Below are 24251 nucleotides of genomic sequence, written 5' to 3'. Positions count from 1 at the left end.
CACAGGACGAGCCGATGCCAACCGACAATCACGCTCCTCCGCAGATCTCTCGAAGAACGCTCCTCCAGTACTCAGCGATCGCCAGCGTCGGGGCATCACCGCTCGCCCCTCGCCTTGCCGTCGCGTACGAACCTTCGAAACATGCAGACATTGTGATTGACTGCCATGCCCACCTCCACCATCACAGCCAGAACGAATGGGAACAGCGGGATCGTAACCTGATCGAGGTTGCCGATCGCCTCGGTATCGACCAACTTTGCTGCTCGATCCTCACCCCTCAGCGCCCAGCGACTCCCGAAGGCTTCCGCCAATGCAATGCCTGGGTGGCCGACGCAATCGACCGTTTCCCCAATCGCATCCTTGGATATTGCTACGTCAATCCGGGGCATCAGGCCGAGGCCCTCGACGAGATCCGTCGATGCGTCGAAGATCGTGGCTTGATTGGCGTGAAACTTTACAACGAACATCGATGTACCGATCCGATCGTCTTCCCGATCATCGAGCTCGCCATCGAGCTTCGTGTTCCGATTCTCCATCACGCCGGCCACATGCACTTCGTTCCCCCTGAGCAACCGCTCATCTCCGATGGCGGCCACCTTGCCGAACTGTCCCAACGCTATCCGGAAGCGATGCTCATCTGCGCTCATGTTTGTGGCGGTGGCGATTGGGAATGGACCATCAAGGCCTTAAGACACGCTCCGAGCGTCATGCTCGATCTCAGTGGGAGTGTGATTGACGATGGTGTCGTCGAGATGGCCGTGGAGGTTCTTGGCGTCGATCGCTTGCTCTTCGGCTGTGACATGTCGATGACCGCCGGGATTGGTCGTATCCGAGCAGCCGAACTCGACGAGGAGGCCAAGGCGCGCATCCTCGGCAAAAACATGCAGACTCTCCTGCAAAGGCGAGCCACATGATCATCGATGTCAACGCCTACCTTGGTCCCTTTGCCTTCCGGCACCTCCGCAACCAGGCGGCCGGCGATCTCCTCAGGTTGATGGATTCCCGAGGGATCGACCGCGCGATTGTCTCCAGCTCCGCCGCCATCACGTACCGGAATCCTCAGCCCGCCAACACCGATCTTGCGAGCGACGTTCGCCCCCACCTCGACCGCTTCATCCCCTTCGCGGTCATCAACCCCGCCTATGCCGGCTGGGCCGATGACCTCAACGCCTGCCTCACTCTTGGCTTTCGAGGGCTTCGTCTTTACCCAAAATGGCACGATAACGAGCTCATGTCAGATGCTTGTCTTGAACTGATCGATCGAGCTACCAATCATGGGATGATCATTTCCATTCCAATTCGAGTCGAGGATCCTCGCCAGCGTACCTGGCTTGTCGATGTCCCCAACGTACCGCTCGACGAGCTGGCCACTCTCGTTGCAGCCCGTCCCCAGGCCCGGTTCCACTTCGTCAATGGCCGGGGCTATACCGGCTCGGTCCTCGGGAAACCGGAGAATGGTCTGCCCGAGAACTACCGGATTGAGATCTCACTGCTCAACGTGCTTCTGAATGATGAAGTCGAGACGCTGCTTACCACCCTCGGACTCGATCGCCTCCTCTTTGGAACCGGAATGCCCTTCCAATACCCTGATCCGGCCCTGGCCAAGATTGAAGTGCTCGCCCCGGACAGCGTGTTGAGAGCTCGCCTCCTCCATCAGAACGCGGCCGAGTGGCTTGATTCTCCTCAACCTTGATCGGATCAAGGCACTATCAGGACCTTCACCCCAGACGATCACGACCGGCCGATCCTCAACCTCCGACTGCACATCGCAAGATGTCCGAGTCAGCGACCGGGCGGGTTAATTATGCAAAATTTCTCATGCGAACAACACCTGTCTTCCGTGGGAGGAACACGTCACCATCCCACCGTGGGTCGGGCCACCGACGAGCGACTCGCCCCTTGTGCGGGCAAGGCCCGTAGAGGGGGGAACACCCAAATCGATTCTCGCCAGCACCAGGTGCGTCGACGCGGAAGCTCATTCGGCACGTGGGATCAAACCTTATTGCCAGATCGGGCGTCGCACCATCCCCGTGCGGTCCGTCTCGAGAACGGTTAAAATGAAGCCCTTCCACGATCCATGACATGATCCGAGACTGCTCGCTCGAAGGACAGGAGTCGCCGCCATGTCTCACCCTCGCGACGACGTGAAGGCTCGTTTGTTTCTCGGTCAAGTGCTGTCCAGGCGCGGGTTCCTCGGCAATGCGTTCAGTGGTTTAGCGGGCATTGGCCTTGCAGGGCTGTTGTCGGAGGATCTCCTGGCTCGATCGTCCCCTCGATCAAGCGACGTCGATGATTCGGCACACTGGCTGCCGGGTCAGGGAATGACCCATTTTCCTGCGAAGGCAAAACGCATTCTGCAGGTCTTCTGCCCGGGTGGCGTCTCTCATCTCGACCTTTGGGAGCACAAACCCGAGCTTGAGCGCCGCCACGGCCAGCCATTGCCCGGCGAGGAAGATTTTCTCTCCTTTCAGGGCAAGAACGGCAACCTGATGCGCAGCCCCTGGCCGTTCGTTCCCCGCGGGGAGAGCGGCAAGCGGATCTCGTCGATGTTGCCGCACCTCGCGAACCACGTTGACGACATCGCATTCGTCCACTCAATGACCTCGAAGACGAACACCCACGGCCCCGGCTGCGTCTTCATGAATACCGGGCACGACACCGAGGGATTCCCCGCCACCGGCGCCTGGCTCAGCTACGCGCTCGGACGAGAGAATGAAGACCTTCCCGCTTATGTCGCCCTGCCCGACGTCCGCGGCGAGCCCCCGAACGGCAAGGCGAACTGGTCCAACGGCTTCCTCCCGGCCCGGCATCAGGCCATCGTCCTGGCCGATCATCAGCCCATCCGCAACCTCGAACGCCCCAACGACATCTCGGCCGAAACCGAGGCCGACACGCTCGATTTCCTCAACACGCTCAACACCCGGCATGCCGAGGCCCACCCCGGCGATGAAGAACTCCGCGCCCGGATCGCCGCCTACGAGTTGGCCGGCCGGATGCAAGTCTCGGCCCCCGAAGTGACCAACCTCGGCTCCGAGCCCTCCTCGATCCATCGCCTTTACGGCACCGACGACCCGAACCCGCTCAAGGCGGCTTACGCCCGCAACTGCCTGCTCGCCCGCCGAATGCTTGAACGTGGCGTCCGGTGCGTCAACCTCTACTGCGCCAGCCGAGCCTCGGGGGTCGATGGCCTCCTGAACTGGGACGCCCACCGGACCCTCAAACCCGACTACGAACGCCACGTCCCCATCTTCGACCAGCCGACCGCCGCCTTGATCTCCGACCTGAAGGCCCGGGGGCTGCTCGATGAAACCCTTGTTCTCTGGACAACCGAGTTCGGCCGCATGCCCACCCATCAAGAGGGTACGACCGGCCGCGACCACAACCCCGACGGCTTCACCTGCTGGATGATGGGCCCCGGCGTCCGAGGCGGCACCAGCCACGGCGCGACCGATCCCTTCGGCCGCCGCGCTGAGGTCGATCCGGTCACCGTCTGGGATTTCTACGCCACCGTCCTCCACCTGCTCGGCTTCGACCACACGAAGTTGACCTACTACCACAACGGCCTCGACCGCCGCCTGACCGACGTTCACGGCAACGTTCTCCGGTCAATCCTCACCTGAGTCCACGCGGGAGAGTCGCTTCACCCGCCTAGGATCAACCCGTACAATGCTGATTCGATGCCGAAGCACAGGGAGGCGTTCTGAATGATGTCCAGACTCACGGATTCCATCATCCATCCTGCCAGTCGATTCTTTCTGATCTGTCTGGCCTTTACACTCACCGGTTTCGCCAGCTTGGAGGAACCTGATGATTCGTCCGACCCCTTCGCCCCAGCTCGGGCTCGGATGGTCGAGCGTCATCTCGATGGACGCGGCATTAAAGACGAGCGCGTGCTCGACGCCTTCCGCACCGTCCCCCGGCACAAGTTTGTGCCCGAGGCGTATCAACGACTCGCCTATGAAGATGAGTCGATCCCAATTGGCGAAGGGCAGACCATCACCGCCTCGTTCGACGTGGCCTTCATGACCGACGTCCTGAAGCCGGAACCAACCGACATTGTTTACGAGGTCGGCACCGGGTCGGGCTACCAGGCGGCGATTCTCGGCCAGCTCGTGGCCGAGGTCTACTCAGTCGAGATTCATGAGCCGCTGGCCACGCAGGCGGCCAAGGTCATCAAGGAACTCGGGTACGACAATATCCACACCCGCCACGGCGACGGCTATCTCGGCTGGCCCGAGGCGGCCCCGTTTGACAAGATCATCGTCACCTGTGCCCCGGAGTCGATCCCCCCTCCTCTGGTCGAGCAACTCAAGGAAGGGGGACGCATCGTGATCCCAATTGGCTCCCGGTTCGACCAGAAGGTCTATGTCTTCGACAAGGTTGATGGAAAGCTCGTGGGCGATGCCATTCGTCCGACGCTCTTTGTGCCGATGACTGGCCGCGCTCAGCGAGAGGCTGCCGAACGTCGCGCCCGAGGTGAAGCTCCGGAGCCGAATGTCCCGTGAGCCCTTCAACGATTCGATTGGCCGAAAACGACCCGCGTCGACGATTCCGAGGGATCGTCGGGGTTCTGTTCGCGATCGCCCTCAGCGGCTCGGGAGTCTTGCGTGCTCAGGATGACGGCTCGCTCATCGTTCGGCCTGGCCCTCCTGCGCTGGATGACTTCGAGACCGACACCGACGGCGATGGCACCCCCGATGGTTGGTATAACCTTCGAGATGCCATTCTGATCCCCGAAGGCGGGGTCGTCGGCCCGACGGTTCTCCGATTCGAGGCCGATCAACCCTCTCGACCAGCTCGGATCAGCCGGGGCTTCGGGGTTGATGGTCGGCAAACGGAGGCGTTGATTCTTGGGCTCTGGGTGCGACGGATCGGCGATCGTCTCGTCCCGGGAGAGCGGATCGGCGAGGAACCCGCCCTCCTGATCGACCTGCTCGACGAGAATCTTCGATCGACCTCGCGAGGGCTTCTCGGTCCCTGGGACACCCTGCCTGAAGGCCGATGGGTTCGCTGGGTCACTCGGGTTCCGGTCCCAAGCGCCACGCGAGACGCCATCATGACCGTCGGCCTGCTCGGCGGTACGGGAACCCTGGAGATTGATGGCCTGACCATCGCACAGGAGCCCGTTGGCGGTCAGTCGACCACCAATGTGATCGTGAACAATGGCTTTGAACTCGGTGGCCTGACGCCGGATCACTGGATCGTCGAGGGGAATGCGCGGCGAGTCCATTCGGGCGATCGCTCCGACGCAGCGATCGAGCTTTCGACCACTGGAGATCTGGCGCTGGCCCCCATCGGACTTCCGGTTCGTGGCCTCGACCGGCTTGCCATTTCCGTGAAGGCACGAGGCACCGGATTGCGAGGTGCAGGAGGGGCACAGGCGGTCGTCTTCTTCCTCGGGGACGACGGACGCCCCCTCCCGGGTGCGGCCTCTGGTGCTCGGGCCGTCCGTTGGTCGGGTTCCTTCCCCTGGCGAGTGGATCGCTCGGTCATCTCAGTCCCCGCGGCCGCCTCGCGAGCAGTCCTTCAACTGGAGAAAGTCGACCGTCAAGGAACTCTCTGGGTTGATGAGGTTGAGGTCCTCGGCGAGGGCGGCCTGGGCGGCGCCCGGACATGGGCTCCCTACCATGTTGATGGCGGAGGAGATTCCTGGCCCCCTTACCCGGTGGCCGAAGCGATCGAGCCTGGGTCTGCGCTGGACTTCTCCGGGGAGCTTGAAACCCCCGCAGGCACCCACGGATTCGTCACAGCCGAGGGAGGGCGGCTCCGCTTCGAAAACGGCACCCCGGCCCGATTCTTCGGTGTCTCGCTGATGCCCCCCTTACCCTTCACCTCGACCGATCAGATCGAAGCGATCGCCGATCGCCTGGCCCGATCCGGTGTCAATCTGGTCAACCTCTGCGACCTTGACGCCCCGTTTGGTCCCGGCGGCAGTCTGGTCGATGATGCCGCCAACAATACCCGTTCGCTTGATCCACTCGCCCTGGCCGACTTCGATCGGGCCATCTCGGCGTTCAAGACGCGCGGAATTTACGTGGCTATCACCCTCCAAAGTCAGGCGCGGTTCCGATCCGACGACGAGATCGCCGACGGCCGCGCCCTTCCTCCTGGCGGCGGGCCCGCAGCCGCGTTCGACCCTCAGATACGAGAACGAACCCGACAACTGGCTGAAGCACTCCTGACCCGGATCAATCCCGAAACCGGGCTGGCCCTGCGAGACGATCCGGTCCTTGCCTGGGTCACCCTGGCCGGAGAGCTCTCGCTCTTCAACCTGATCGAAGATCCGGACGCCCTACCCCCGTCTCAAGCCGACGCCCTCCGCGAACGTTCTCGGACCGATCGCCGCGCGGGACGGCCCTTCTGGCAGGTGACCGAGGCGGCCCAGTGGTCGGGCCTGGCGGCAGATCTCCGATCGCTCGGCCTACGAGTACCCATCGCCGGCTCCGCGCACTTTCGTCGCGAGCCCGAATTCGCCGCGGCTCAGCGGGCCGAGGGACTCGATCTGATCGACGATCGACTCTTCTGGCAACCCCCTCGATTCGCTGCTCCCGAGCTTCGCTCATTCATCCGACGCCCCTCGGATGAACTCTCACCGCTGGCCAATGCAAAGGTTGCTCGCGATCGAGCTTACGTGGTGGGCCAGTACGCCTCGTATACCGAAGGAGCCTGGGCACTCCCATTCGAGGGACCAGACCTGCTCCTGGTCAGCGCACTGGCCCGGTCGGCCGGGTGGGATGCCCTGGTCCGGCGGGCCATCAGTCGTCTCCCGGACCCCTGGGGAGCAGCAGCATCCGGCACCGGGGGCGGGCAGGATGTCTTTGTCTTGCCCGAGATTGTCAACGGAAACCCGCAGGTCTTCGGCCTGTTTCCCCACGCCTCGGCGCTCTTGCTCAGGAAGAACCCCGACGCCGATTCCTCCGGATTACCTGGCACCTGGGACCGTCGCATCGGTCGCTTCACCATTGATGCTCCCGACACGATCGGCGTGGCCGGGGTGCTGCAGGGGGCCGCCGCTTCTCGCGACGGACTCTCGATTCGATCCGAAGACGCCGTTGGCGCCGTCGTCGTCTCAACCGTTTCAGGCAAGCCCATCGCCGAGGCCGATCGCTTTCTGATCACCACCGTCGCCCGAGTGCAACCGACCGCCTTGCAGTGGGTCGATCACTGGAAACGCGAGGTGGCGGATCCTGGGCGTCCTCCGCTCCGGGTGGAACCGATCCGAGCCTCGATCACCTGGAACCGAGATGCCCCGGCCAGCGTCTTCGCCCTCGACAACGCAGGACGCCGTGTGGCGGAAATCAAGGGAGTCTCCTCCAGCAACGGACTTCGATTTGTTCTCGATCGCCGTGACGGTTACCTTCACTGGGAGCTCGCCGTCGGTTCGCCCTGAGTGGGGCGGGGCTGCCGGGCCCTTGGGATGTGTGCACGAAAGTAACGCTGATGTCTCGGATGCTCGTCACCGGCGCGGCCGGATTCATCGGATCGCACCTGGTTGACCGCTTGCTCGACGACGGGGTCGAGGTGATTGGGGTCGACAACTTCGATTCGTTCTACGATCCCCGGCTGAAGCGTCGCAATCTCGACCAGGCCGCCACACACCCAGGCTTTCGACTGGTCGAGCTGGACCTTCGCGATTTCGAGGCCGCCTCCCGGCTCGTCCAGGAGACTCATCCCGAGGTGATCTTCCACCTCGCTGCCCGGGCCGGGGTTAGGCCGAGTATCGAGCAACCGCTGCTCTATACCGAGGTGAACGTCTCCGCCACAACTGCGCTTCTCGAAGCCGCGAGAAAGCTCGATCCCATGCCCCGGTTTGTGTTTGCGTCCAGTTCCAGCGTCTATGGGGATCGACCCGATGCACCCTTTCGTGAGGACGACCGCGTTGACACCCCCATCAGCCCCTACGCCGCGACGAAGAAAGCCTGTGAACTGATCGCCCACACCTTCCACCACCTGCACGACTTGCCCGTGACCGGGCTCCGATTTTTCACGGCCTACGGACCTCGAAACCGACCCGACCTGGCCATCTTCAAATTTGCCAAACTGATCGATCAGGGGCGAGCCATCCCCATGTTCGGCGATGGCTCGACCCGACGCGACTATACCTACGTCGGCGACATCGTCGACGGAGTTGTTCGTGCGTCAAAAATCTGCAAAAAATATCATCTTTACAATCTTGGAAATTCTCACCCAATCGAGCTTCGCGACATGATCGCCGCGTTGGGTCGAGCCCTTGGGAAGGAGCCGATCATCGACCAGCAACCTGAGCAGCCGGGAGATGTTCGTCAGACCTTCGCTGACATTTCCCGCGCTCGAGCTGAACTCGGATATGTTCCGTCGACTCCCTTTGAGGAGGGGCTCGCCCGGTTCGTCTCCTGGTTCCGATCCTTGTGAAACGGGTGGGTTGCTGCGAATTACCCCTCGGCAAACCCGAGGGCGCGCATGACCGCTTCCACATCTGCCAGGTCTTCCAGGAAGGATGAGTCACCCACCCAGACTCCCCTGGCATGGCGGTGGCCGATCGCAATGCTTCGAATTCCCGCCGAACGGGCCGAGGCCAGTCCCGCCGCCGAATCTTCAAGCACCACGGCGTCCTCCGAGGAGGCGACGAGGCGTTCCAAAGCCGTCCGGTAGGGCTCAGCGTCGGGCTTGGTTCGAGTCACGTCTTCCTTGGACACGATCGTGGCGAAGGCGTCCGCAATCGCTCCTGACTTCAAGACGCTCTCGACATCCTCACGCCTTGCCGAGGTGACAACCGCCAGCAACGCCAGAGGTTCGAGTCGTCTCACCAGGGCAACGACTCCAGGATAGAGACGGGGTTCGTCTCCCAGCATCGCCGCAGCCAGTTCCTGCTTCCGACTCACCCAGCCCTCGATGGCAACCTCGTCGATCTTCTTGGCCGTGAGGATCTCGCCCAGAAAGGCTCGGTCGTCGATCTCGGCCGCGCGGGAGCATTGTTCAGGAGTAACCTCCAACCCCATTGCGGTGAAGATCCGTTCCCAGGAAGCAATATGAACATTCTCGGTGTCGGCGATAACACCATCGAAATCGAAGAGGACTGCCCTGGGCCTTGCCATCAAACTCGCCTGCGATCAAAAAAAGGGACGGGCAGTTTGGGGGGAAATCAGCCCGTGGAGTATGCCCCAAACGGTCTCGGAACGGATTTCGTGATCCTCCTGCTTACCTCAGACCTTCTGCGAGCTTTCCGTCAGGGAGTGACGTAATTGAGCAACTGAGCCAGTGTGCTCCTCAAGTCATGGCGGGGAACGATCCGGTCGATGAACCCGTGATCGAGGAGGAACTCGCTCCGCTGGAACCCTTCGGGCAGTTTCACGCGGACGGTCTGCTGAATCACCTTCGGGCCGGCAAAGCCAATGAGTGCTTTCGGCTCGGCGAGGATCACGTCACCCAGACTGGCGAAGCTGGCGGCAACCCCCCCCATGGTCGGGTGGGTCAGGACACTGATGAAGAAGCCCCCCGCCGCGTGGTATCGTGCCAGGGCTGCGGAAGTTTTGGCCATCTGCATCAAGGAGAAAATTCCCTCGTGCATCCGTGCCCCGCCACCAGAGCCGGAGACGATGACCAGAGGGAGTTTCAGGCGAGTGGCTTCCTCGATCGCCCGGGTCAGCTTCTCGCCGACAACCGATCCCATGCTTCCCATGATGAAGCCGGAATCCGTGATCCCGAAGACGGTCCGGATCCCCTTGATGAACCCCTGACCGACCACGGCAGCCTCGGTCAGACCCGTTCGGCGCTGCTCGGCCTCAACGCGGGTGGGGTAAGGCCGGCGGTCATTGAAGCCTAGGGGGTCGCCTGGGCGAAGGTCGGCGAACCATTCTTCAAAGGTATCGGTGTCGAGCAAGTCGGCGATCCGATCGCGAGCGGATCGGGTGAAGTGATAGTTGCATTGGGGACAGACGTTACGATTGCGCTCGACTTCCTTCCGGAAGAGCGTCGCCGAACAGCCGTCGCAGCGCATCCAGACCCCTTCGGGGACCTTTTTGCTGACCGAGGGCATGGAGACGGCATCAGGCGGGGAAGTTCGCTTGGAGGCCATGGGCGGAGTCGCTCCGGTGGGGGCGACGGCCGGACTGGGGCTCCGGACATCGGCTTGAGGGGTGGTGAGCTGTTCCATCAATCTCGGGCTCGAGGGAAGGGGAACGGTGAAGTCGGGACCCTCTCGGAATCACCAGGGCCGCCGCGACTCAGGGGGGTGAGCGATCGTGTCGGCCCTCGGCAACGACTTCGATCCGTTCAAAGTCGCCTGTCGGAACCGGTTCGAGCAAGAGGACGCTCTCATCGCGCCTCAGAAAGCAGGAGACAAGCCGAGCGATCGGCTCGGCCACGACCAGGCCGATGGCTTCATCGCGGTGTTTGCGGAGGATCGGCCGAAGCGCCGAGGTGATCCGGGCCAGCGCCGTTTCCACCGGCTCGCCCTGGGGAGGGCAAACGGTACGGGGGTCCTCCTGCCACTGCCGAAACAGCTTCAAATTCCGTCGGCGGATTTCGTCGATTTGCAGGCCTTGCCAGAGTCCCTGGTCGAGGTTTCGAAGCTCGTCGAGCCGACGAACCCGAAGCCCCAGGGCACGACCCACCGTCTCGGCGGTTCGCACCACGCTTTCTCCAGGGCCGCAATAGAGCGCGGAGATGGCCACTCCGTTTCCCGAAAGTCGATCGGCCAGTTCAGCGACCTCGGCGCGGCCGCGATCGCTCAGGGGGACGTCGAGGATACCTTGAACCCGGTTCTGCTCATCGTAGACCGTGGCACCGGGTCGGATCAGGAGCACCTGCGTCATTCGAGTGACGGGTTTGCCGTCCCGCCCGGAACGCCCCCGCCTCGTTCGAGCCCACGACGCGCAGCCTCGGCCACCTCGCCCAGGGACGCCGCGTAGTTGCCATCGGGTCGATAGGTGGCCGAGCCGACAACCAGCTGGGTCGCACCGGCTCCGGTCGCTCGGTCGGCCGTTGCGGCATTGATGCCGCCGTCGATGGCGATCCGCAGGCTGGGCCGAGCCTGGCGGATCGCCCGGACTTTTTCCAGGACATGATCCTGAAAGCTCTGGCCTCCAAAGCCGGGCATCACACTCATCACCAGAACCGAATCAAGCATGTCGAGATAGGGCTCAACCACGGTCCAGGGAGTCGGCGGGTTAATCACCAGACCGGCCCGACAGCCATGATCCTGGATTTTTCGGAGGAGGTCGGCCGGAGCGTCCAGCACCTCGGCATGGACCAGGATACTGTCGGCCCCAGCCTTGACAAAGGCGTCGAGATAGGCTGCCGGATTGGTCATCATCAGGTGAAGATCGAACGGAAGGTCCGTCACCTTCCTCCAGTCGGCCACAACAGGCGGTCCGTAGCTCAGGTTGGGCACGAAATGCCCATCCATCACATCAAGGTGGAGCGCGACCACGCCGGCCGACTCAAGGGCGGCGATCTCCTGGCCCACCCTGGCAAAATCGCAATCCAGGAGCGATGGCGTGATCAGGGGCGCGGATGCGCGATCCCAGACAAGCAGTCGCTCGGTTCGATCGCTCGGCATCGGATCACCTCGGGTGACCTCGGGTCTCGGTGCGAGGGCATGATCGCTCCGACCCCGGTCCGATGACCGATCCCTCCTGCTCTGTTCCGAGAGCCAGGGATCGATCGTATCTCTATACCACTGCCAATCGCGAAGGTCCAGAGAATCCGTCCGGCTACCCCAATCGGTTCGCTCCAAACCCCCAACGATCGAATATCAGACTCTCCGGGAAGAGATGGCTCCCAATTGACCCAGCTTTCTCCGTCCGCACACCTTGTGCCGATGTGGAAGGCAGAGGTCGGTAACCGATTGGTCTGTCCGTGACCTTCAGGTTCCATCGGACACCTGCAGGGGTCGGATCGCCCGAAATTCGCAATCCCTGCCATTTCCTGAAGGTTTCGCTGCGGAGGGACAACGCGGACGTCCCAGAGTTTACGTGAGGGCCAGGGATGCCTCCGGATCGAGCACCTTGCCATCACACGATGCAGTGACCGTCAGACGCATCATGACCATTGCCAGCGGACCCGTATCGGGACCCGGAAAGTCGCGCTGCGACACGGCTTCCCGAGTCCCGTCGAGTCTCTTGGCGAGTCACTTGCGATCCGGGATGACCAGGAGCGAGTTGAAGGTCTTCCCTTCGAGCGATTCCAGAAAGGCGCCGCCACCGGTAGAGACGTGGGAAACCTTGTCTGCCAGGCCGAACTGTTCCACGGCCTCGGCCGTTTCGCCTCCTCCGACGGCAGTGATCGCGGGAGAGGCGGCCATGGCCTCGGCGACGGCAACGGTTCCTTTGCGGAAGGGCTCGTCCTCGAACTTGCCCATCGGACCGTTCCAGACAACCGTTCCGGCGTTCCGGATGATCTCGGCGTAGGCTTCGGCAGTCTTGGGGCCGATGTCGATCCCGATCTGTCCTTCGGGAAGGTCCGAGCCCTCGACGACCGTCGTTTTGGCTTCGATTGGATCGAGCGAGGTGGTGATCAAGTGGTCCTGGGGCAGGACAATCTTGTCGCCCCCGAGTTTCAAGAGATGCTGGGCCACGTCGAGGCGGTCTTCCTCGCACCGGCTCTTGCCGATCGAGTGTCCCTGGGCCTTGAGGAAGGTGTAGGTCATCGCGCCACCGATGAGGAGCTTGTCCACCTTCTTGAGGAGGCTTTCGATCACGCCGATCTTGTCGGAAACCTTGGCCCCTCCCATCACGGCGACCATCGGGGGCTTCGGCTGACCCAGGAGCTGGTCGAGGATTTGCAATTCCTTCTCCACCAGGAGGCCAATGGCTCTCTGGGTGCTCGGAAATTGCTCGGGGACGGCGAGCATCGACGCCTCATCACGGTGGCAGGTGCCGAAGGCATCGTTCACATAGCAATCGGCCAGGCTGGCGAGTTGCTTGGCGAACTCGGGGTCCCCTTTCTTCTCTCCTTTGTTGAAGCGGACATTCTCCAGGACCACGATCTCGCCAGGCTTCAAGGCAGCGCATTTGGCCTGGGCGTCGGGACCAACCGTATCGTCGGCCTTCTGCACGGGGCGGCCGATCAACTCCTGAAGCCGAGCGGCGACCTTGTCCATGCGGAAGGCGGCATCGGCCTCTGGGTCCCCCTTGGGGCGGCCGAGGTGGCTGACGAGGATCAGTGAGCCCCCCTGGTCGAGAATGTGATTGAGCGTCGGCAGGGCCGATCGAATGCGACGGTCGTCGGAGACCTCGCCGTTCTTGGTCTGGGGGACATTGAAATCAACCCGGACCAGCGCCTTCTTGCCCTTGAAATCCAGGTCCTTGATCGTTTGCTTGGCCAAGGTGCTTGTCCTTTTTCCTTCTCGGTGCGGGATCAAGGTGATCGGGCCGGTGGCTCCCTTCAACTTGGGAGATCGGCTCGTCGGAGACGTCATCAACACGCAGATGAGACAACGCCCGGCCTCCCTTGTGTGGGATCGGCCGGGCGTCGCAGCAAGGAAACGAAACGAGATGGCAAGAACTCGAACGGCTCGGCTTAGAGAGCCGCCATCTTCGAGATCAGCTCGGCGGTCCGGCAGGAGTAGCCCCACTCGTTATCGTACCAGGCGCAGGTCTTCAGCAGGTTGCCCTGCATGACCTGGGTCCAGTCGGGAACGAAGATGCAGGAGTGGGGGTCGGTGATCACGTCGCTGGAGACGATCGGATCGGTGACGTAGGAGATGATCCCCTTGAATGGAGCCTTGGACGCGGCTTGCTTCAGGGCGTTGTTGACCTCGTCAGCCGTCACGTCGCGCTTCATAACGGTGGTCAGGTCAACGATACTGCCGGTCGGAACCGGAACGCGAAGGGAGATGCCGGTCAGCTTCCCCTTGAGCTCGGGGATCACTTCGCCGACGGCCTTGGCGGCGCCGGTGGTCGTCGGGATCGTGTTGATCGCGGCGGCCCGGGCGCGGTAGGGATCGCTATGGATCTGGTCGGCCACGCGCTGGTCGTTGGTGTAGGCGTGGACGGTCGTCATCAGGCCCTTTTCAATGCCGAAGGTGTCGTTGAGCACCTTGGCGAGCGGGGCGAGGCAGTTGGTCGTGCACGAGGCGTTGGAGATGATCCGGTGGTCGGCCTTGAGGTGTTCGTCATTGACGCCGAGCACGACGGTCAGGTCGAGGGCGTCCTTGGCCGGGGCGCTGAGGACGACCCGATCAGCTCCAGCGTCGATGTGCTTCTGCAAGCCGGCCCGGTTGGTGAAGAACCCGGTCGACTCCAGGGCGATCTGGCAGTTGAGCGATTTCCAGGGCAGATTGGCGGGGTCCTTCTCCGCCAGGATCGGGATTTCCTTGCCGTTGACAACAATCGCCTTCTCAGCGGCCTCGACCGTGCCGCTGAACCGGCCGTGGACGCTGTCGTACTTCAATAGGCTCGCCAGTTTCTTGGCGTCGGACAGGTCGTTGATCGCGACGATCTCAAAGTCGTTCGGCCGTTCCGCCATCACGCGGAAAACCAGTCGGCCAATACGACCGAAACCGTTAATACCAACACGAACAGCCATGGAGAGAATCCCCGGGTCGTTAAGGAACGCGTCAAATGGGTGTGCAAATCGAGGGGACGAAGATCGCAAGTGAGCATTTCGTAAGCGACTTCGACTGATGGCGCGGATTATAGAAATTCGGCTTTCGGCCTGTCAATCCAAGCCGCGCGTCTGAGCAGTCCGCAGCCCTGACAACGCATCGGGAATTCCGAACAAAACGGAATCGGAGCGAGGCCCTGGAACTGGGGCCTCGCTCCGATCGACGAACCATCGAGCTGTTGAATCTCGGGAGGCGTCAGGCTCAATGAGACTTGAACCAGGATCGCCTCGGAGTTGCGGGCACGTAATAGAGTTGAACCGGGGTTGCCTGCGGCACCGCAATCGAATGGGAGATGACCGGGGCAACCGTGGTGACCGACTGCGATTGCACGGTGACATACTGAACCCGGGGTTGAGCAACCCCTTGCAACTGCGTTGAGGTCTGAGCCGAAGGCGCTGCCTGCGGGGTTGAGGTTGTTCTGGCCGGTTCGGCCTCGATCACCGTGATCTGGATCGAAGGGGGATCGCCTCGGCCGGGGGGTGATTGCTGCTGGCCCTGAGTGACCGATTTGGCCACGTTCCCGAATGCCGGCACGGTAATCAGGGCTTGCTGCGCTGGCACTTGCACGACGCTGACCTGCGCCGGTTGCGCCGGCAAGGCATAGAGGACCGAGGATGCGGCCACGGGTTGAGCCACAGGTACGGCGATGAGCTGACTTTTTTTTCGGAAGAAATCGCCGGCCACGGTGGGTCGATGGCCAAGCAGGGGCGTCAGGAGGACGACCCCGAGCAAGGCCAGGCACCGGACATTGATCGAGGACACCGTCATGGTTGTTCGCTCCTTGACAGGAATTCCGGAATCCATCGTTCGCCTCGGAAGGCGAGGGAAAAGGTTCTGAGCCAAACGGTTGGAAGTCTGGGGCTTAAGGGACAACAAGCCCCGTCAGTTCCAGGGAACGCACCATCGAGAGACGCGATTCGGAACACTGACTTGGGTGGGCCGAGCCGTCGTTGGCACGGTGATGATCGGAGGCACCGTGACCACGGGGGGCTGCACGATGAGGGGAGGATGACCGGGATCAATCGCCCGGGAGTGCTCGGCCAAAATCCGCTCAACTTCCCGATCGACCGCTTCGAGGAAGTCCGAGGGCAGTGTCTCGGCCGTTCGACCCGAAATCCTCGCCGCGTGCTCCCGGAAATACTTCCGGAGCGTCGAGCGTCGGGTCAGCAGGTCAATTCCGGCGACGATGAGCCCCTGATCGACAGCCCTGGCCAGTCTCGCCAGCCGATGGAACTGTTCCAGGGCCAGCTCGAACGGCTCGACGCGGGGAGGCTCCTCCGTCGCCGAAGGCCCATCGGGAGCGGTCGGTTGGTTGGGGGTGGACGGTTCGTCGGGGGGAGGGGTCGTCTCCGGAAGAAGCGCGACGGGAATGCCCCGAGCGATCAGTTCGGCCATTGCCCGAATCTGCTCTCGGACCGGAATGGGGATCGAGGCCTCGGGGTCTCGGAGGTGGACCACGTCTTCGAGCCGGGCGATCCCGAACTGCTCAAGCTGCTCGATCCGGTCACTGATGCCGGGCCATTCCCCCGAGATTTTCCATTCGGCGTTTTTGCGACGAAGCAATTCGAAGAGGGAATCAAGCTCGTCTTGAAGCAGGACATCGGCCTCACGTTCCGCGTCGTCCGTCGGCCCAGGGGTTCCGCCAAGTCTCTCGACAACCATCGCGAGGACGTAGTCACGCTCGGCCGAAATGAGATCCCGAGGGTCATTTGAGGGGGAGACCGCCTTCGCAGCCATCGCAATAGCTTCGCGCTCCAGCGTTTCCCGTAACCGGGCTTGATCGAGGTTCGATGCGTTGAGCTGCTCGAATCGATCCGTGAGGACCTCGGTGAGAATCGGTTGGAACGGCCGGAGGCGAACAGGGACCGAAGGATCGTCGATGAGCAACGGGCCTTGATCGGGCTCAGAAGGTTCAGGCGGTTGGGAATCATCCCTCAAGACCAGCGAGACGAGCCGCCCTGCATCCTGTTTCAGCGAATTGGGTAAACGCAGAAGCTGCTGCTCAGAAAGACCGGTTCTCATCACGTTATTGATGAGTTGATACGCTTCGATCAATAAGCGGCCTCGCAAGGCGTCGGCGGCCAGGTCCGGTTCCGCTGACTTCAATTCATCTTGAATCCCATCGAGCGTGCGCCAAATGAGATCAAACTGGTCAGGAGAGAGTGACTCTTGCTTCGGATCGGCCGCGCGTCCTTGTTCCCGAGCCCTGGCATTCGCCATCGAGGCCAGCGCGACCAGGATCACCAGAACGATCCGGAAGGACGTCGGGTCGGGTTGATTCACCGTGTTCCCCCTCCCGTTCGAAGGCACCGTACTTAACCTGGCAAGTGGGCACGCTCCAGTTTCTTCCCAACAAAGGAAGACGAGGCATTGCCGGCCAAACCACGCAAGTATAGCAGCCAAATTGAGCCGGCGCGAATTCAAGGCAAAGGGCGTTCACCCGCTCGATCAGCCTGCCTTGCGGACGAGAATCCCATAAGCGCCGAGGCCGGAGCGGAGCCGGTGTCGGAGGTGCAAGCGATAGTGTCCCGGGGTCAGCTCGCGTTCAATCAGGGCGTTGAGGCCATTCGGACTGCTGCCGTGATGGTCATCGGCCAGTACCTGCTGACGGGCGTCTCGGAGTGTGAGGACCCAGTATTCCTCTCGACTTCCTGCCGGCGTGAAGGTTTCCATGAGGTAACGGCCAGGCGAGGCGATCTGGAAACCGAAGGGGATCTCGGCCCCTCGGATCGGCAAGGTACCGGTGTAGGGTTCGCCGAGGTTGAGCGGCAGATAGCCGGTCGGTTCCGCTGGGATCGAAGGGGGCGGTTGCACCGAACCCTTCGGGTAGATCGACGCGATGTAGCGTCGGTCCCCTTCCGACAGTTCGTGATTAAGCTGGGTCGTCGAGACGGGGCCTCCGGCGAGAATTGAGGCCGGGAACGCATAGAGCATGATCGATTTGGGATCAAACTGCGTGGCATTCTTCAGCAACTCGACCCGAGTTGGCTGGATGACCTGTTCTCGGACCGTACGCTGGTCCCATCGGTGATTCTGCCAGAAATAGTCGTAGACCTCGGGAACCTTGAAGATCAGGCCCCCGCGAGGGTTCTGATGCTCGTGAATCAGACCGAGGGCATGCCCGAACTCGTGCAGGATCAGCCGTTTGACCTCGTTCGGGTTGGCGAGCACATCGTCGGTGAACCCGAGCGTCATCGACGGGAGTCGCCGATCGATCAACACCGATCCGGTCCCGAGGTACGACTGAAAGATTCGGGTTGTCGGCATCGTGATCCGGAGATGAGCATCAACGAACCGATCGCGACTGAGGAAGTTGAACTTCACGTTTGCCGCGTCTTCCCAATCACGCACATGCCGTTTCACGAGCGACTGTACCGTCGGGTGACCATCGAGAAAGACCACATTCAGGTGGACCGGGCCACGTTTGGGACGATCCCAGAGGGTGCTGGAGAGGGCTCCGGCGCGGAGTTGGCCGTGAGCGCCCATTTGTTCGATCGGATGCTCCGCCGTGCAAGGCACCGGAAGCATGCCATTGATGGGGTGAACCATGGTGCTGATTCCAAGGGGTAAATACCAATCCGAGCATCACACGTCTGTTGAGAACCTGTTGTCCTCGTTCTCTAGAAATCATCTGAGAAATGGCGAGTCTTAGTCACAAAAACCAAAAAAACGAGCTCTAGCCCTTCGACTGGGACCGACGCACTGGCCGAAATGCCTGAGGATTTCCACGTGATCACGCGGAGAGGAGCGATGGGCGGAGAGTGATCGCATCGCTCCCTTCGACGCGGGAATCGCCTCGATTAGCGTTTCCACCAGGGTCGTTTCTGCTCAGAATGTCCGATCGCGGGCCAGCCATGATGTCCTCTGCCGGAATCAGACTGCGGCGACGGGACCGCCGTCGGGTAGACAGGGGACGCGGGGATGATTCCCGGAGCCGAGGAGGGCTGGACCGGTACGGTCATGAGCGGAACTGTCGCGGATGCAGGAAGCGACATCGCAGGAACGAGAGCCATTGTGCCGGCCGTCTGGGGCTTCGGCTCCGGTCTCGGCAAACGGACTCGAGGATACCCATGCTTCTCCAGAGCCTCTCCGAGCAGGAGAAATCCCTTGCCGAGCGCTCCGATCATCGCGTTGACCACGTCGGGATTCTGAAGCAAAAAGGCCACGGCCGTCGTTCCAACCACCGATTGCTGAGGGGCGACGGACATCCCCGACATTGGAGCGGCGGTCATGATGGTCGCACCGGGATTCGGGGGAGCATAGGCCGTGGGGGGCATTGCAGCATGGCCTTGCGGCGAAGGAGCCCCATAGCTCGGAACATCGGGCTGGGGAACCGCGAAGAGATTCGGAATCGCCTGCGGTTGTCCGCCAACCACGGCATAGTTGATCGTTGGGGCGGCCTGAGGCCCCTGCACGATCGTGATTTCTGGAGGAGGCATCTGTCCGAGCATGATCCGGGGGGCCTGTGGCTGAATGTAGATCGTCGGTGATTGCTGCTGCACAATGACCGGAGGCCCCGACTCCTGCATGACAACCGGAGAGAGGGACGGAGGACCGGCCTGCCCCACCGGAATCATTCCCGAGGTGGGAGGGTGCGGTTTGCTCGGAGGAGGGGGAGCCAGGCCCGGCTGTTGTGGAGTCGCCACGGGAACAGCCACAAACGATCCAGGGTCCCGATGAAACAGGCCCGTTTGACTCACTTCCGGATCACTGCTCGTTGTCGAGCTTCCCCCTCCCATCAGGCCAATTGAACCGATCCAGGCGGCCACCTGTGCGGTGTCGGTCGGACCGGCAAGTGTTCCGAGTCGAACCAGGGCTCCATCCCGGCTTCCGTAGGCGAGCAGCGTCGGAAACTGCTGGACCCCAAGCCGTTCAACCCGATCGGCGAACAGTTCCACGGGCAATTCTGCAAACATGGCGATCTGGCCGATGGAGCTGCTGAGCAGGTCTCTGACCATCGTGTCGCGCAGTCCGAGTGAGGCAGGAACCGCACGAGAGGAAATGACCACCACGGTCGGACGACCAGATCGGATCGTTTCGTTCAACGCCCGGGCACAATCGACGAAACCGCTCGACGGCTCGCCCGATCGCTGTGCGAGTGCTGGCGAGGCCAGGACCATCAGCGGGACGATCATCGTTCCCATCGCCCACCGAACCCAATACTGCCTGGTCGACGTGATCATCGAATCCCCCTGCCCTGCTCCGGCGTTGCGGAGATCTGGTCGATGTGAGTTGAGTCGCCTCTCGAAATCGCACCGTCGCGATTCGACGAAGCCGCGGATCGGAAGCCGTTGGCAATGGATCGGAACTGCTCAGCCAGCGCCGAGCGGGCCAGCGGAGAAAGCGTCGTGGCCATTGCCTCCGCCCGAGAGAGGTCGATTCCTCGACCGTTCAGCTCTGTGATCACCGCGGAGCTGATCGGCTCGAAGACCCGGGAGTTCCAGCGATCTCGGGACTCGAGATCCTCTGGCAAGGCTGCATCGAGCCGGAGGGCGATTTCTCGAAATGCCTCGGAGGCCGAGGCGTAGAGGTCGATTCGACCGGCCACCGCGTCGAAGACCCCGGCCATCTCGTTGGCCCTCCCTGGTCCTCCCGAGACGTCCTGGAGCGCCGCCGCGGCGATGGCCGAGATGGTCGATCTCGCTGACTCGGAAGGCGCCAGGGCCATCGACCTCGATTGCTCTGGCACTTCCGATCGCACATCAACGTCGACGAATGAGGGACGAGAAATCAGATTTCCCGAGGCGACGACCAGGGCAAAGCGATAACGCCCGGGAACTTCGGGAATGAAGGTATAGATGTATCCATCCTCGATCGCCAGGACGACGGGCGGTCCCTCGACCTGAAGCCATCGATGTCCGATCTCTCCCGTCGGGGTACTTCGAATGCCGTTGAGCGTCACTTGCCGGCCCACGACCGCCAGTTGATCATCTCCGGCATCGGCAACCAGGTCGGACGGGATCGAGTCGCGCCCGTCCCATCGAATGGGGACATGGAGAGTGGTCAGATCAACACCCTCCTCGTTGCGGACTACCAGCACGAACGCCATCGAGCCGGTCGCTTTGGGCACAATCAAAGAGGGCGAGCTTGAGCTCGGGTCATCTAGAAAAGCGTCTGGTCCCCAGGTCTGGAGCCACCGGTATTGCAATGCGTCACCCGATGACCCGTCCCCTCGAAGCCGAATCCGAAGCCCGGGAGATGCCACTCCTTCGAACTCCGCCCGAGCCTTCACGACTCGAGACGCCGGTTCCCGAAGTGGATCGACCACCTCGGGAGGCAGGGCCGAAGGAGCGTGCTCATCACTTGAACTCACGCTCGGAATGCCCTCCCGAGCCATCGCCGAATCAGACAGGCAGACAACGAGCAGGACCAGGCCAAGGACCGGATACGAGCCGATTGGTCGTCTCATTGGCCTTTCCCAAATCGCCTAAAAGCGCCGTTAAGGCGGACACGAGTGTCACTTTTAAGTTCGGATCGATGAACTGGCCTGCCAACTTGAGCGGCATTGTTATGTTGAGAAAAAATGGTGCGAGGAGGATCATCCGAACGACCGTGTCAATCGGGCCTGCCAAGTTCGGCATTCCGAAGCAAGAGACGCTCGTTTGCTTGTCGGGGGGATGAGATGCCCCTTAGAATAGAGGTTGTTGGCCAGGTGTCATGCATTCGATTCGGATGGAAGGTTCGCTTCAGGAAGGACATCGTCGATGGACGAGGGGACGCAAAGGCCATCGGGCATCGGGCTCCGAACGCAACCGATGCAACACGGTCATCGACCCGCAGCGGCCGAACAGGTGCCGGCAACCCTGGTTCCGGAAACCGGCTGGCACTTCCTGCACCTGTTCTACCGGATCGACCGCGAGATCCTTGCTCGGCTCAGCCCCGAGGCGCGTGCTCAGGGCCGAGCGGAAACCCTGGCGGCCCTTGCCACCGACTCCATTCCTGGGATCGCTCAAGCGCAATGCTTCGTCACCCCCGGTCACAAGAGCGACTTCGGCCTGATGATGGCCGGCCCCGACCTCCGAGCCATTCACAGCGTGCAAACCGCGCTTCAGGCCTCGTCCATCGGGCCGGCGCTGATCCCAAGCTATTCTTTCTATTCGATCACCGAGGTCTCCGAATACGTCCCGGACGCGGAGCAATACGGCGCGATTCTCCGAGACCGAGAAGGCATGGACCCCGAAAGCTCGGCCTACAAGGCCAAGGTTAATGCTTATACCAACCGGCTCGAACCGATGAACCGACAGCGGCTCTATCCGGAGTTCCCGGACTGGCCCTGCTTCTGCTTCTACCCCATGAGCAAGATGCGTCAGGGTGAACAGAATTGGTATCTGCTGCCGTTCGAGCCGCGATCCCAGATGATGGCCGAGCACGGTCGAAGCGGCATGAAGTTCGCCGGAAAAGTGACCCAGGTGATTACTGCGTCAACCGGCCTCGATGACTGGGAATGGGGAGTCACCCTTTGGGCCCGCAACCCGGCGTTTCTGAAAGACATCGTCTACACGATGCGATTCGATGAGAGTTCGGCGCGTTACGCACTCTTTGGTGCCTTCTACTTCGGCTTCATTCTTCCCCCATCGGAGCTGTTCGAGGCAGTTCGGCTTTGAGCCACGCGGCATCATCGCAAGGTCATGTTGCTCCTGCGGAGGTTCACCGAAACGTCGCTCTTGCGTTCACCGAGGCATCCCAATCCACCTCCTACTCGTTTCGTTCGGCTATTGCTGAGTGGATTCGCGGGGTGATGGCCTCGATGATGTCCATGGATCGATCGGTGATCCGACGAGACGAGGGAGCAGGCCCCGATCAATTCCTTCCCCTTTCCGGCCGGCAGCTCGGACGAGATTCCCCGGGGAATCACCCGAGACCTGGCTTGCAACGCGAGAGGCAGATCATGAATCAAGACGAACTGACCCCGTGCTACCAGGCCCTGAGCTTAATGGAAGCCAAATTCATCGCCGACCAGCTCAATGCCGAGGGTATCAAGGCGGTGTCTGATGGCCAGGACATGCAAGACTTTCTCGGAGCCTGGGAAGGAAATCCCCGAGTCTATGTCCGGAAAGTGGATGTGCCACGGGCGGAGAAATGGCTCGTCGAATACGAGCAGCACCGGAAACGCCATGCAGACGAAGAATTGAAACGTCAGCAAGGCTCCGATTGACCCAGGCGATCGAGAACTCGAATGGTCCCGCGCGCTGTTGCGAGACGATTCGAGTTCTCGATCGAACTCCCCTCGATCACGATCGTTGTAGCTGATTGATCTTGTTGTAGAGCGTCTTGAGGCTCACTCCCAGTTCCTTGCTGGCGGCGGGTTTGTTCCCCTTATGCTTTTCCAGCACCACCTGGATGTAATGAAGCTCCAGGTCACGAAGGGTCGGGGTTCCTTCCGGAATCGCGATGTGCGGGCCTCCGCTGGATGCCGGAGTGGCCACGAGGGAAGGGACGGGAGACCGCCGGCTCATGCCCTGGGTCGGCAAGTGCTCGGCATGAATCGTCCCCCCTCGGGCGAGGATCGTGGCTCGTTCGATCGCATTGGCCAGTTCTCGAACGTTCCCCGGCCAGTCGTGGGCGATCAACGCCTCGACGGCATCCTCGGCCAGTTCGGGAATCGGACCAGGGCGGCGACTCGCATATCGTTTGAGCATATGCCGGGCAAGGAGTGGGACATCTTCCTTGCGTTCGCGTAAGGGAGGTGAGTAGATCTCAAAGGTGTTGATCCTGAAGAAAAGGTCTTCGCGGAACTGATCCTCGGCCACCATCTCACGCAGATCGCGGTTGGTGGCGCACAGGACCCGCACATCCGCTCGAAAGGGTTCATTCTCGCCGACCCTTCGAATCTCTCCTGATTCGAGGAAGCGAAGCAGCTTCACCTGGAGCCCCTTGCTCAGCTCTCCCACCTCGTCGAGGAACAAGGTGCCTCCATTGGCCACTTCGAACAGGCCTTTACGGTTCGTCTCGGCCCCCGTGAAGGCTCCTTTGCGATGGCCGAACAGTTCGCTCTCGATCAAATTTTCGGGCAAGGCCCCGCAATTGACCGGCACGAACGCCTGATCGGCCCGAAGGCTCCGCTCATGCATCGTTCGGGCAATCAGGTCCTTGCCGGTGCCGGTCTCCCCCAGGATCAAGACCGTGGCCTCGGTGGGCGCGACCGTGTCGATCAGATGCATCACGTCTTTCATCACCGGCGTCTCGCCGACGAGCATCGGCGTGCCCCCTTCGGCAGCCTTCAGACGTGTCTCAAGGGCAGCGGCCTTGTTGGTCAGCGATCGCCGTTCGGCGATCCGGTTGAGCACCACCTCCAGCTCAGCCCACTTGCACGGTTTCGTGAGGTAATCGAAGGCCCCGAGTCGAAGGGCCTGGACCGCAGTATCTACCGTGGCGTGACCGGTCATCAGAATGACCTGAGTCTCGGGACTGAGCTGCCGAAACTTTTCGAGGACCTCAATACCCGTCAGTCCTGGCATCTGGATGTCGAGCAAGGCCGCATCGAACCGGCCGCGCTCCAGGGCTCGAATCGCTGCCTGACCATCGGGGCAAGTCGTGACCTCATGACCGAGTCGGGGCAGTTCGCGCTCCATCAGGTCGCGCAGGTAGTCCTCGTCATCGGCGAAGAGGATGCGCAGGCCGCCATGTTGCGTTTTCTCCATGATCGAGTCTCCTCCTTGAGCGG

Annotated in this window: 21 protein-coding genes; 8 read left to right on the top strand and 13 right to left on the bottom strand. The window is 61.8% G+C overall.

Annotated features, from left to right (window positions below):
- The first annotated feature begins 14 nt into the window (after positions 1-14).
- The 6 genes from HG800_RS05055 (at position 15) to HG800_RS05030 (ending at position 8391) form a co-directional block, all read left to right on the top strand.
- On the top strand, positions 15-914 hold the full coding sequence (locus tag HG800_RS05055; RefSeq protein WP_169974355.1) for an amidohydrolase family protein: 900 nt from the start codon (positions 15-17) through the stop codon (positions 912-914).
- Positions 911-1693, top strand: coding sequence for an amidohydrolase family protein (locus HG800_RS05050; protein WP_169974353.1), 783 nt, complete (start codon positions 911-913; stop codon positions 1691-1693). Before HG800_RS05055 ends, HG800_RS05050 begins: the two co-directional genes overlap by 4 nt.
- Positions 1694-2123: 430 nt before the next feature.
- Positions 2124-3620 carry a DUF1501 domain-containing protein gene (locus HG800_RS05045; protein ID WP_169974351.1) on the top strand — a complete coding sequence of 499 codons (1497 nt, stop codon included), beginning with the start codon at positions 2124-2126 and terminating at the stop codon, positions 3618-3620.
- 84 nt (positions 3621-3704) lie between these two features.
- Complete coding sequence (locus HG800_RS05040; protein WP_235963273.1) at positions 3705-4505, top strand: protein-L-isoaspartate(D-aspartate) O-methyltransferase; 801 nt, start codon at positions 3705-3707, stop codon at positions 4503-4505.
- On the top strand, positions 4502-7390 hold the full coding sequence (locus HG800_RS05035; RefSeq protein WP_169974349.1) for a hypothetical protein: 2889 nt from the start codon (positions 4502-4504) through the stop codon (positions 7388-7390). Before HG800_RS05040 ends, HG800_RS05035 begins: the two co-directional genes overlap by 4 nt.
- Positions 7391-7440: 50 nt before the next feature.
- Positions 7441-8391: a GDP-mannose 4,6-dehydratase gene (locus tag HG800_RS05030; RefSeq protein WP_169974347.1), complete on the top strand. Its 951-nt coding sequence runs from the start codon at positions 7441-7443 to the stop codon at positions 8389-8391.
- A gap of 20 nt (positions 8392-8411) precedes the next feature.
- On the opposite strand, the gene HG800_RS05025 is transcribed toward HG800_RS05030, so the two are convergent.
- The 12 genes from HG800_RS05025 to HG800_RS04975 form a co-directional block, all read right to left on the bottom strand.
- Positions 8412-9074, bottom strand: a complete 663-nt coding sequence (locus tag HG800_RS05025) for an HAD family hydrolase (RefSeq protein ID WP_169974345.1) — start codon at positions 9072-9074, stop codon at positions 8412-8414.
- A 131-nt stretch (positions 9075-9205) separates the two neighbouring features.
- On the bottom strand, positions 9206-10132 hold the full coding sequence (gene accD, locus HG800_RS05020) for an acetyl-CoA carboxylase, carboxyltransferase subunit beta (protein WP_169974342.1): 927 nt from the start codon (positions 10130-10132) through the stop codon (positions 9206-9208).
- Positions 10133-10202: 70 nt separating this feature from the next.
- Complete coding sequence (locus HG800_RS05015; protein WP_169974340.1) at positions 10203-10793, bottom strand: histidine phosphatase family protein; 591 nt, start codon at positions 10791-10793, stop codon at positions 10203-10205.
- Positions 10790-11539, bottom strand: a complete 750-nt coding sequence (rpe, locus tag HG800_RS05010; protein WP_169974338.1) for a ribulose-phosphate 3-epimerase — start codon at positions 11537-11539, stop codon at positions 10790-10792. The genes HG800_RS05015 and rpe overlap by 4 nt, the downstream gene beginning before the upstream one ends.
- 411 nt (positions 11540-11950) lie before the next feature.
- Positions 11951-12076 (bottom strand): hypothetical protein, encoded by a 126-nt coding sequence (locus tag HG800_RS27925; RefSeq protein WP_261345884.1) that lies wholly within the window; start codon positions 12074-12076, stop codon positions 11951-11953.
- A gap of 33 nt (positions 12077-12109) precedes the next feature.
- Complete coding sequence (locus HG800_RS05005) at positions 12110-13306, bottom strand: phosphoglycerate kinase (protein ID WP_169974336.1); 1197 nt, start codon at positions 13304-13306, stop codon at positions 12110-12112.
- Positions 13307-13500: 194 nt separating this feature from the next.
- Complete coding sequence (gene gap / locus HG800_RS05000) at positions 13501-14508, bottom strand: type I glyceraldehyde-3-phosphate dehydrogenase (protein WP_169974334.1); 1008 nt, start codon at positions 14506-14508, stop codon at positions 13501-13503.
- 280 nt (positions 14509-14788) lie between these two features.
- Positions 14789-15355: a hypothetical protein gene (locus tag HG800_RS04995; protein WP_169974332.1), complete on the bottom strand. Its 567-nt coding sequence runs from the start codon at positions 15353-15355 to the stop codon at positions 14789-14791.
- 114 nt (positions 15356-15469) lie between these two features.
- The gene (locus HG800_RS04990; protein WP_169974330.1) at positions 15470-16870 is read right to left on the bottom strand and encodes a hypothetical protein; all 1401 of its coding nucleotides are present in this window, start codon (positions 16868-16870) and stop codon (positions 15470-15472) included.
- A 165-nt stretch (positions 16871-17035) separates the two neighbouring features.
- Complete coding sequence (locus HG800_RS04985) at positions 17036-18136, bottom strand: hypothetical protein (RefSeq protein ID WP_169974328.1); 1101 nt, start codon at positions 18134-18136, stop codon at positions 17036-17038.
- A 251-nt stretch (positions 18137-18387) separates the two neighbouring features.
- A complete protein-coding gene (locus HG800_RS04980; protein WP_169974326.1) occupies positions 18388-19722 on the bottom strand; it encodes a hypothetical protein in 1335 nt (444 codons plus the stop codon).
- A 44-nt stretch (positions 19723-19766) separates the two neighbouring features.
- A complete protein-coding gene (locus HG800_RS04975) occupies positions 19767-20996 on the bottom strand; it encodes a hypothetical protein (RefSeq protein ID WP_169974324.1) in 1230 nt (409 codons plus the stop codon).
- Between the two features lie 346 nt (positions 20997-21342).
- On the opposite strand from HG800_RS04975, the gene hemQ reads away from it, so the two are divergent.
- Entirely contained in the window at positions 21343-22191 is an 849-nt protein-coding gene (gene hemQ, locus HG800_RS04970; RefSeq protein WP_235963259.1) for a hydrogen peroxide-dependent heme synthase, read from the top strand.
- A 284-nt stretch (positions 22192-22475) separates the two neighbouring features.
- Positions 22476-22742 carry a putative signal transducing protein gene (locus HG800_RS04965; protein WP_169974321.1) on the top strand — a complete coding sequence of 89 codons (267 nt, stop codon included), beginning with the start codon at positions 22476-22478 and terminating at the stop codon, positions 22740-22742.
- A 76-nt stretch (positions 22743-22818) separates the two neighbouring features.
- On the opposite strand, the gene HG800_RS04960 is transcribed toward HG800_RS04965, so the two are convergent.
- Positions 22819-24228, bottom strand: coding sequence for a sigma-54-dependent transcriptional regulator (locus HG800_RS04960; RefSeq protein WP_169974318.1), 1410 nt, complete (start codon positions 24226-24228; stop codon positions 22819-22821).
- Positions 24229-24251 lie beyond the last annotated feature (23 nt).

The sequence above is a fragment of the Tautonia rosea genome (assembly GCF_012958305.1).
Classification (GTDB): domain Bacteria; phylum Planctomycetota; class Planctomycetia; order Isosphaerales; family Isosphaeraceae; genus Tautonia; species Tautonia rosea.
Note: the sequence above shows the minus strand (reverse complement) of the source record. Positions and strands in the feature narration are given on the sequence as shown.

Coding starts and splice junctions, on each gene's coding strand:
- rpe (WP_169974338.1), bottom strand. CDS start 11,539: ATGCCGAGCGATCGAACCGAGCGACTGCTTGTCTGGGATCGCGCATCC.
- HG800_RS05055 (WP_169974355.1), top strand. CDS start 15: ATGCCAACCGACAATCACGCTCCTCCGCAGATCTCTCGAAGAACGCTC.
- HG800_RS04965 (WP_169974321.1), top strand. CDS start 22,476: ATGAATCAAGACGAACTGACCCCGTGCTACCAGGCCCTGAGCTTAATG.
- accD (WP_169974342.1), bottom strand. CDS start 10,132: ATGGAACAGCTCACCACCCCTCAAGCCGATGTCCGGAGCCCCAGTCCG.
- HG800_RS04995 (WP_169974332.1), bottom strand. CDS start 15,355: ATGACGGTGTCCTCGATCAATGTCCGGTGCCTGGCCTTGCTCGGGGTC.
- hemQ (WP_235963259.1), top strand. CDS start 21,343: ATGCAACACGGTCATCGACCCGCAGCGGCCGAACAGGTGCCGGCAACC.
- HG800_RS05030 (WP_169974347.1), top strand. CDS start 7,441: ATGTCTCGGATGCTCGTCACCGGCGCGGCCGGATTCATCGGATCGCAC.
- HG800_RS04960 (WP_169974318.1), bottom strand. CDS start 24,228: ATGGAGAAAACGCAACATGGCGGCCTGCGCATCCTCTTCGCCGATGAC.
- gap (WP_169974334.1), bottom strand. CDS start 14,508: ATGGCTGTTCGTGTTGGTATTAACGGTTTCGGTCGTATTGGCCGACTG.
- HG800_RS04975 (WP_169974324.1), bottom strand. CDS start 20,996: ATGAGACGACCAATCGGCTCGTATCCGGTCCTTGGCCTGGTCCTGCTC.
- HG800_RS05025 (WP_169974345.1), bottom strand. CDS start 9,074: ATGGCAAGGCCCAGGGCAGTCCTCTTCGATTTCGATGGTGTTATCGCC.
- HG800_RS04985 (WP_169974328.1), bottom strand. CDS start 18,136: ATGGTTCACCCCATCAATGGCATGCTTCCGGTGCCTTGCACGGCGGAG.
- HG800_RS05040 (WP_235963273.1), top strand. CDS start 3,705: ATGATGTCCAGACTCACGGATTCCATCATCCATCCTGCCAGTCGATTC.
- HG800_RS04980 (WP_169974326.1), bottom strand. CDS start 19,722: ATGATCGTCCCGCTGATGGTCCTGGCCTCGCCAGCACTCGCACAGCGA.
- HG800_RS05050 (WP_169974353.1), top strand. CDS start 911: ATGATCATCGATGTCAACGCCTACCTTGGTCCCTTTGCCTTCCGGCAC.
- HG800_RS05045 (WP_169974351.1), top strand. CDS start 2,124: ATGTCTCACCCTCGCGACGACGTGAAGGCTCGTTTGTTTCTCGGTCAA.
- HG800_RS05015 (WP_169974340.1), bottom strand. CDS start 10,793: ATGACGCAGGTGCTCCTGATCCGACCCGGTGCCACGGTCTACGATGAG.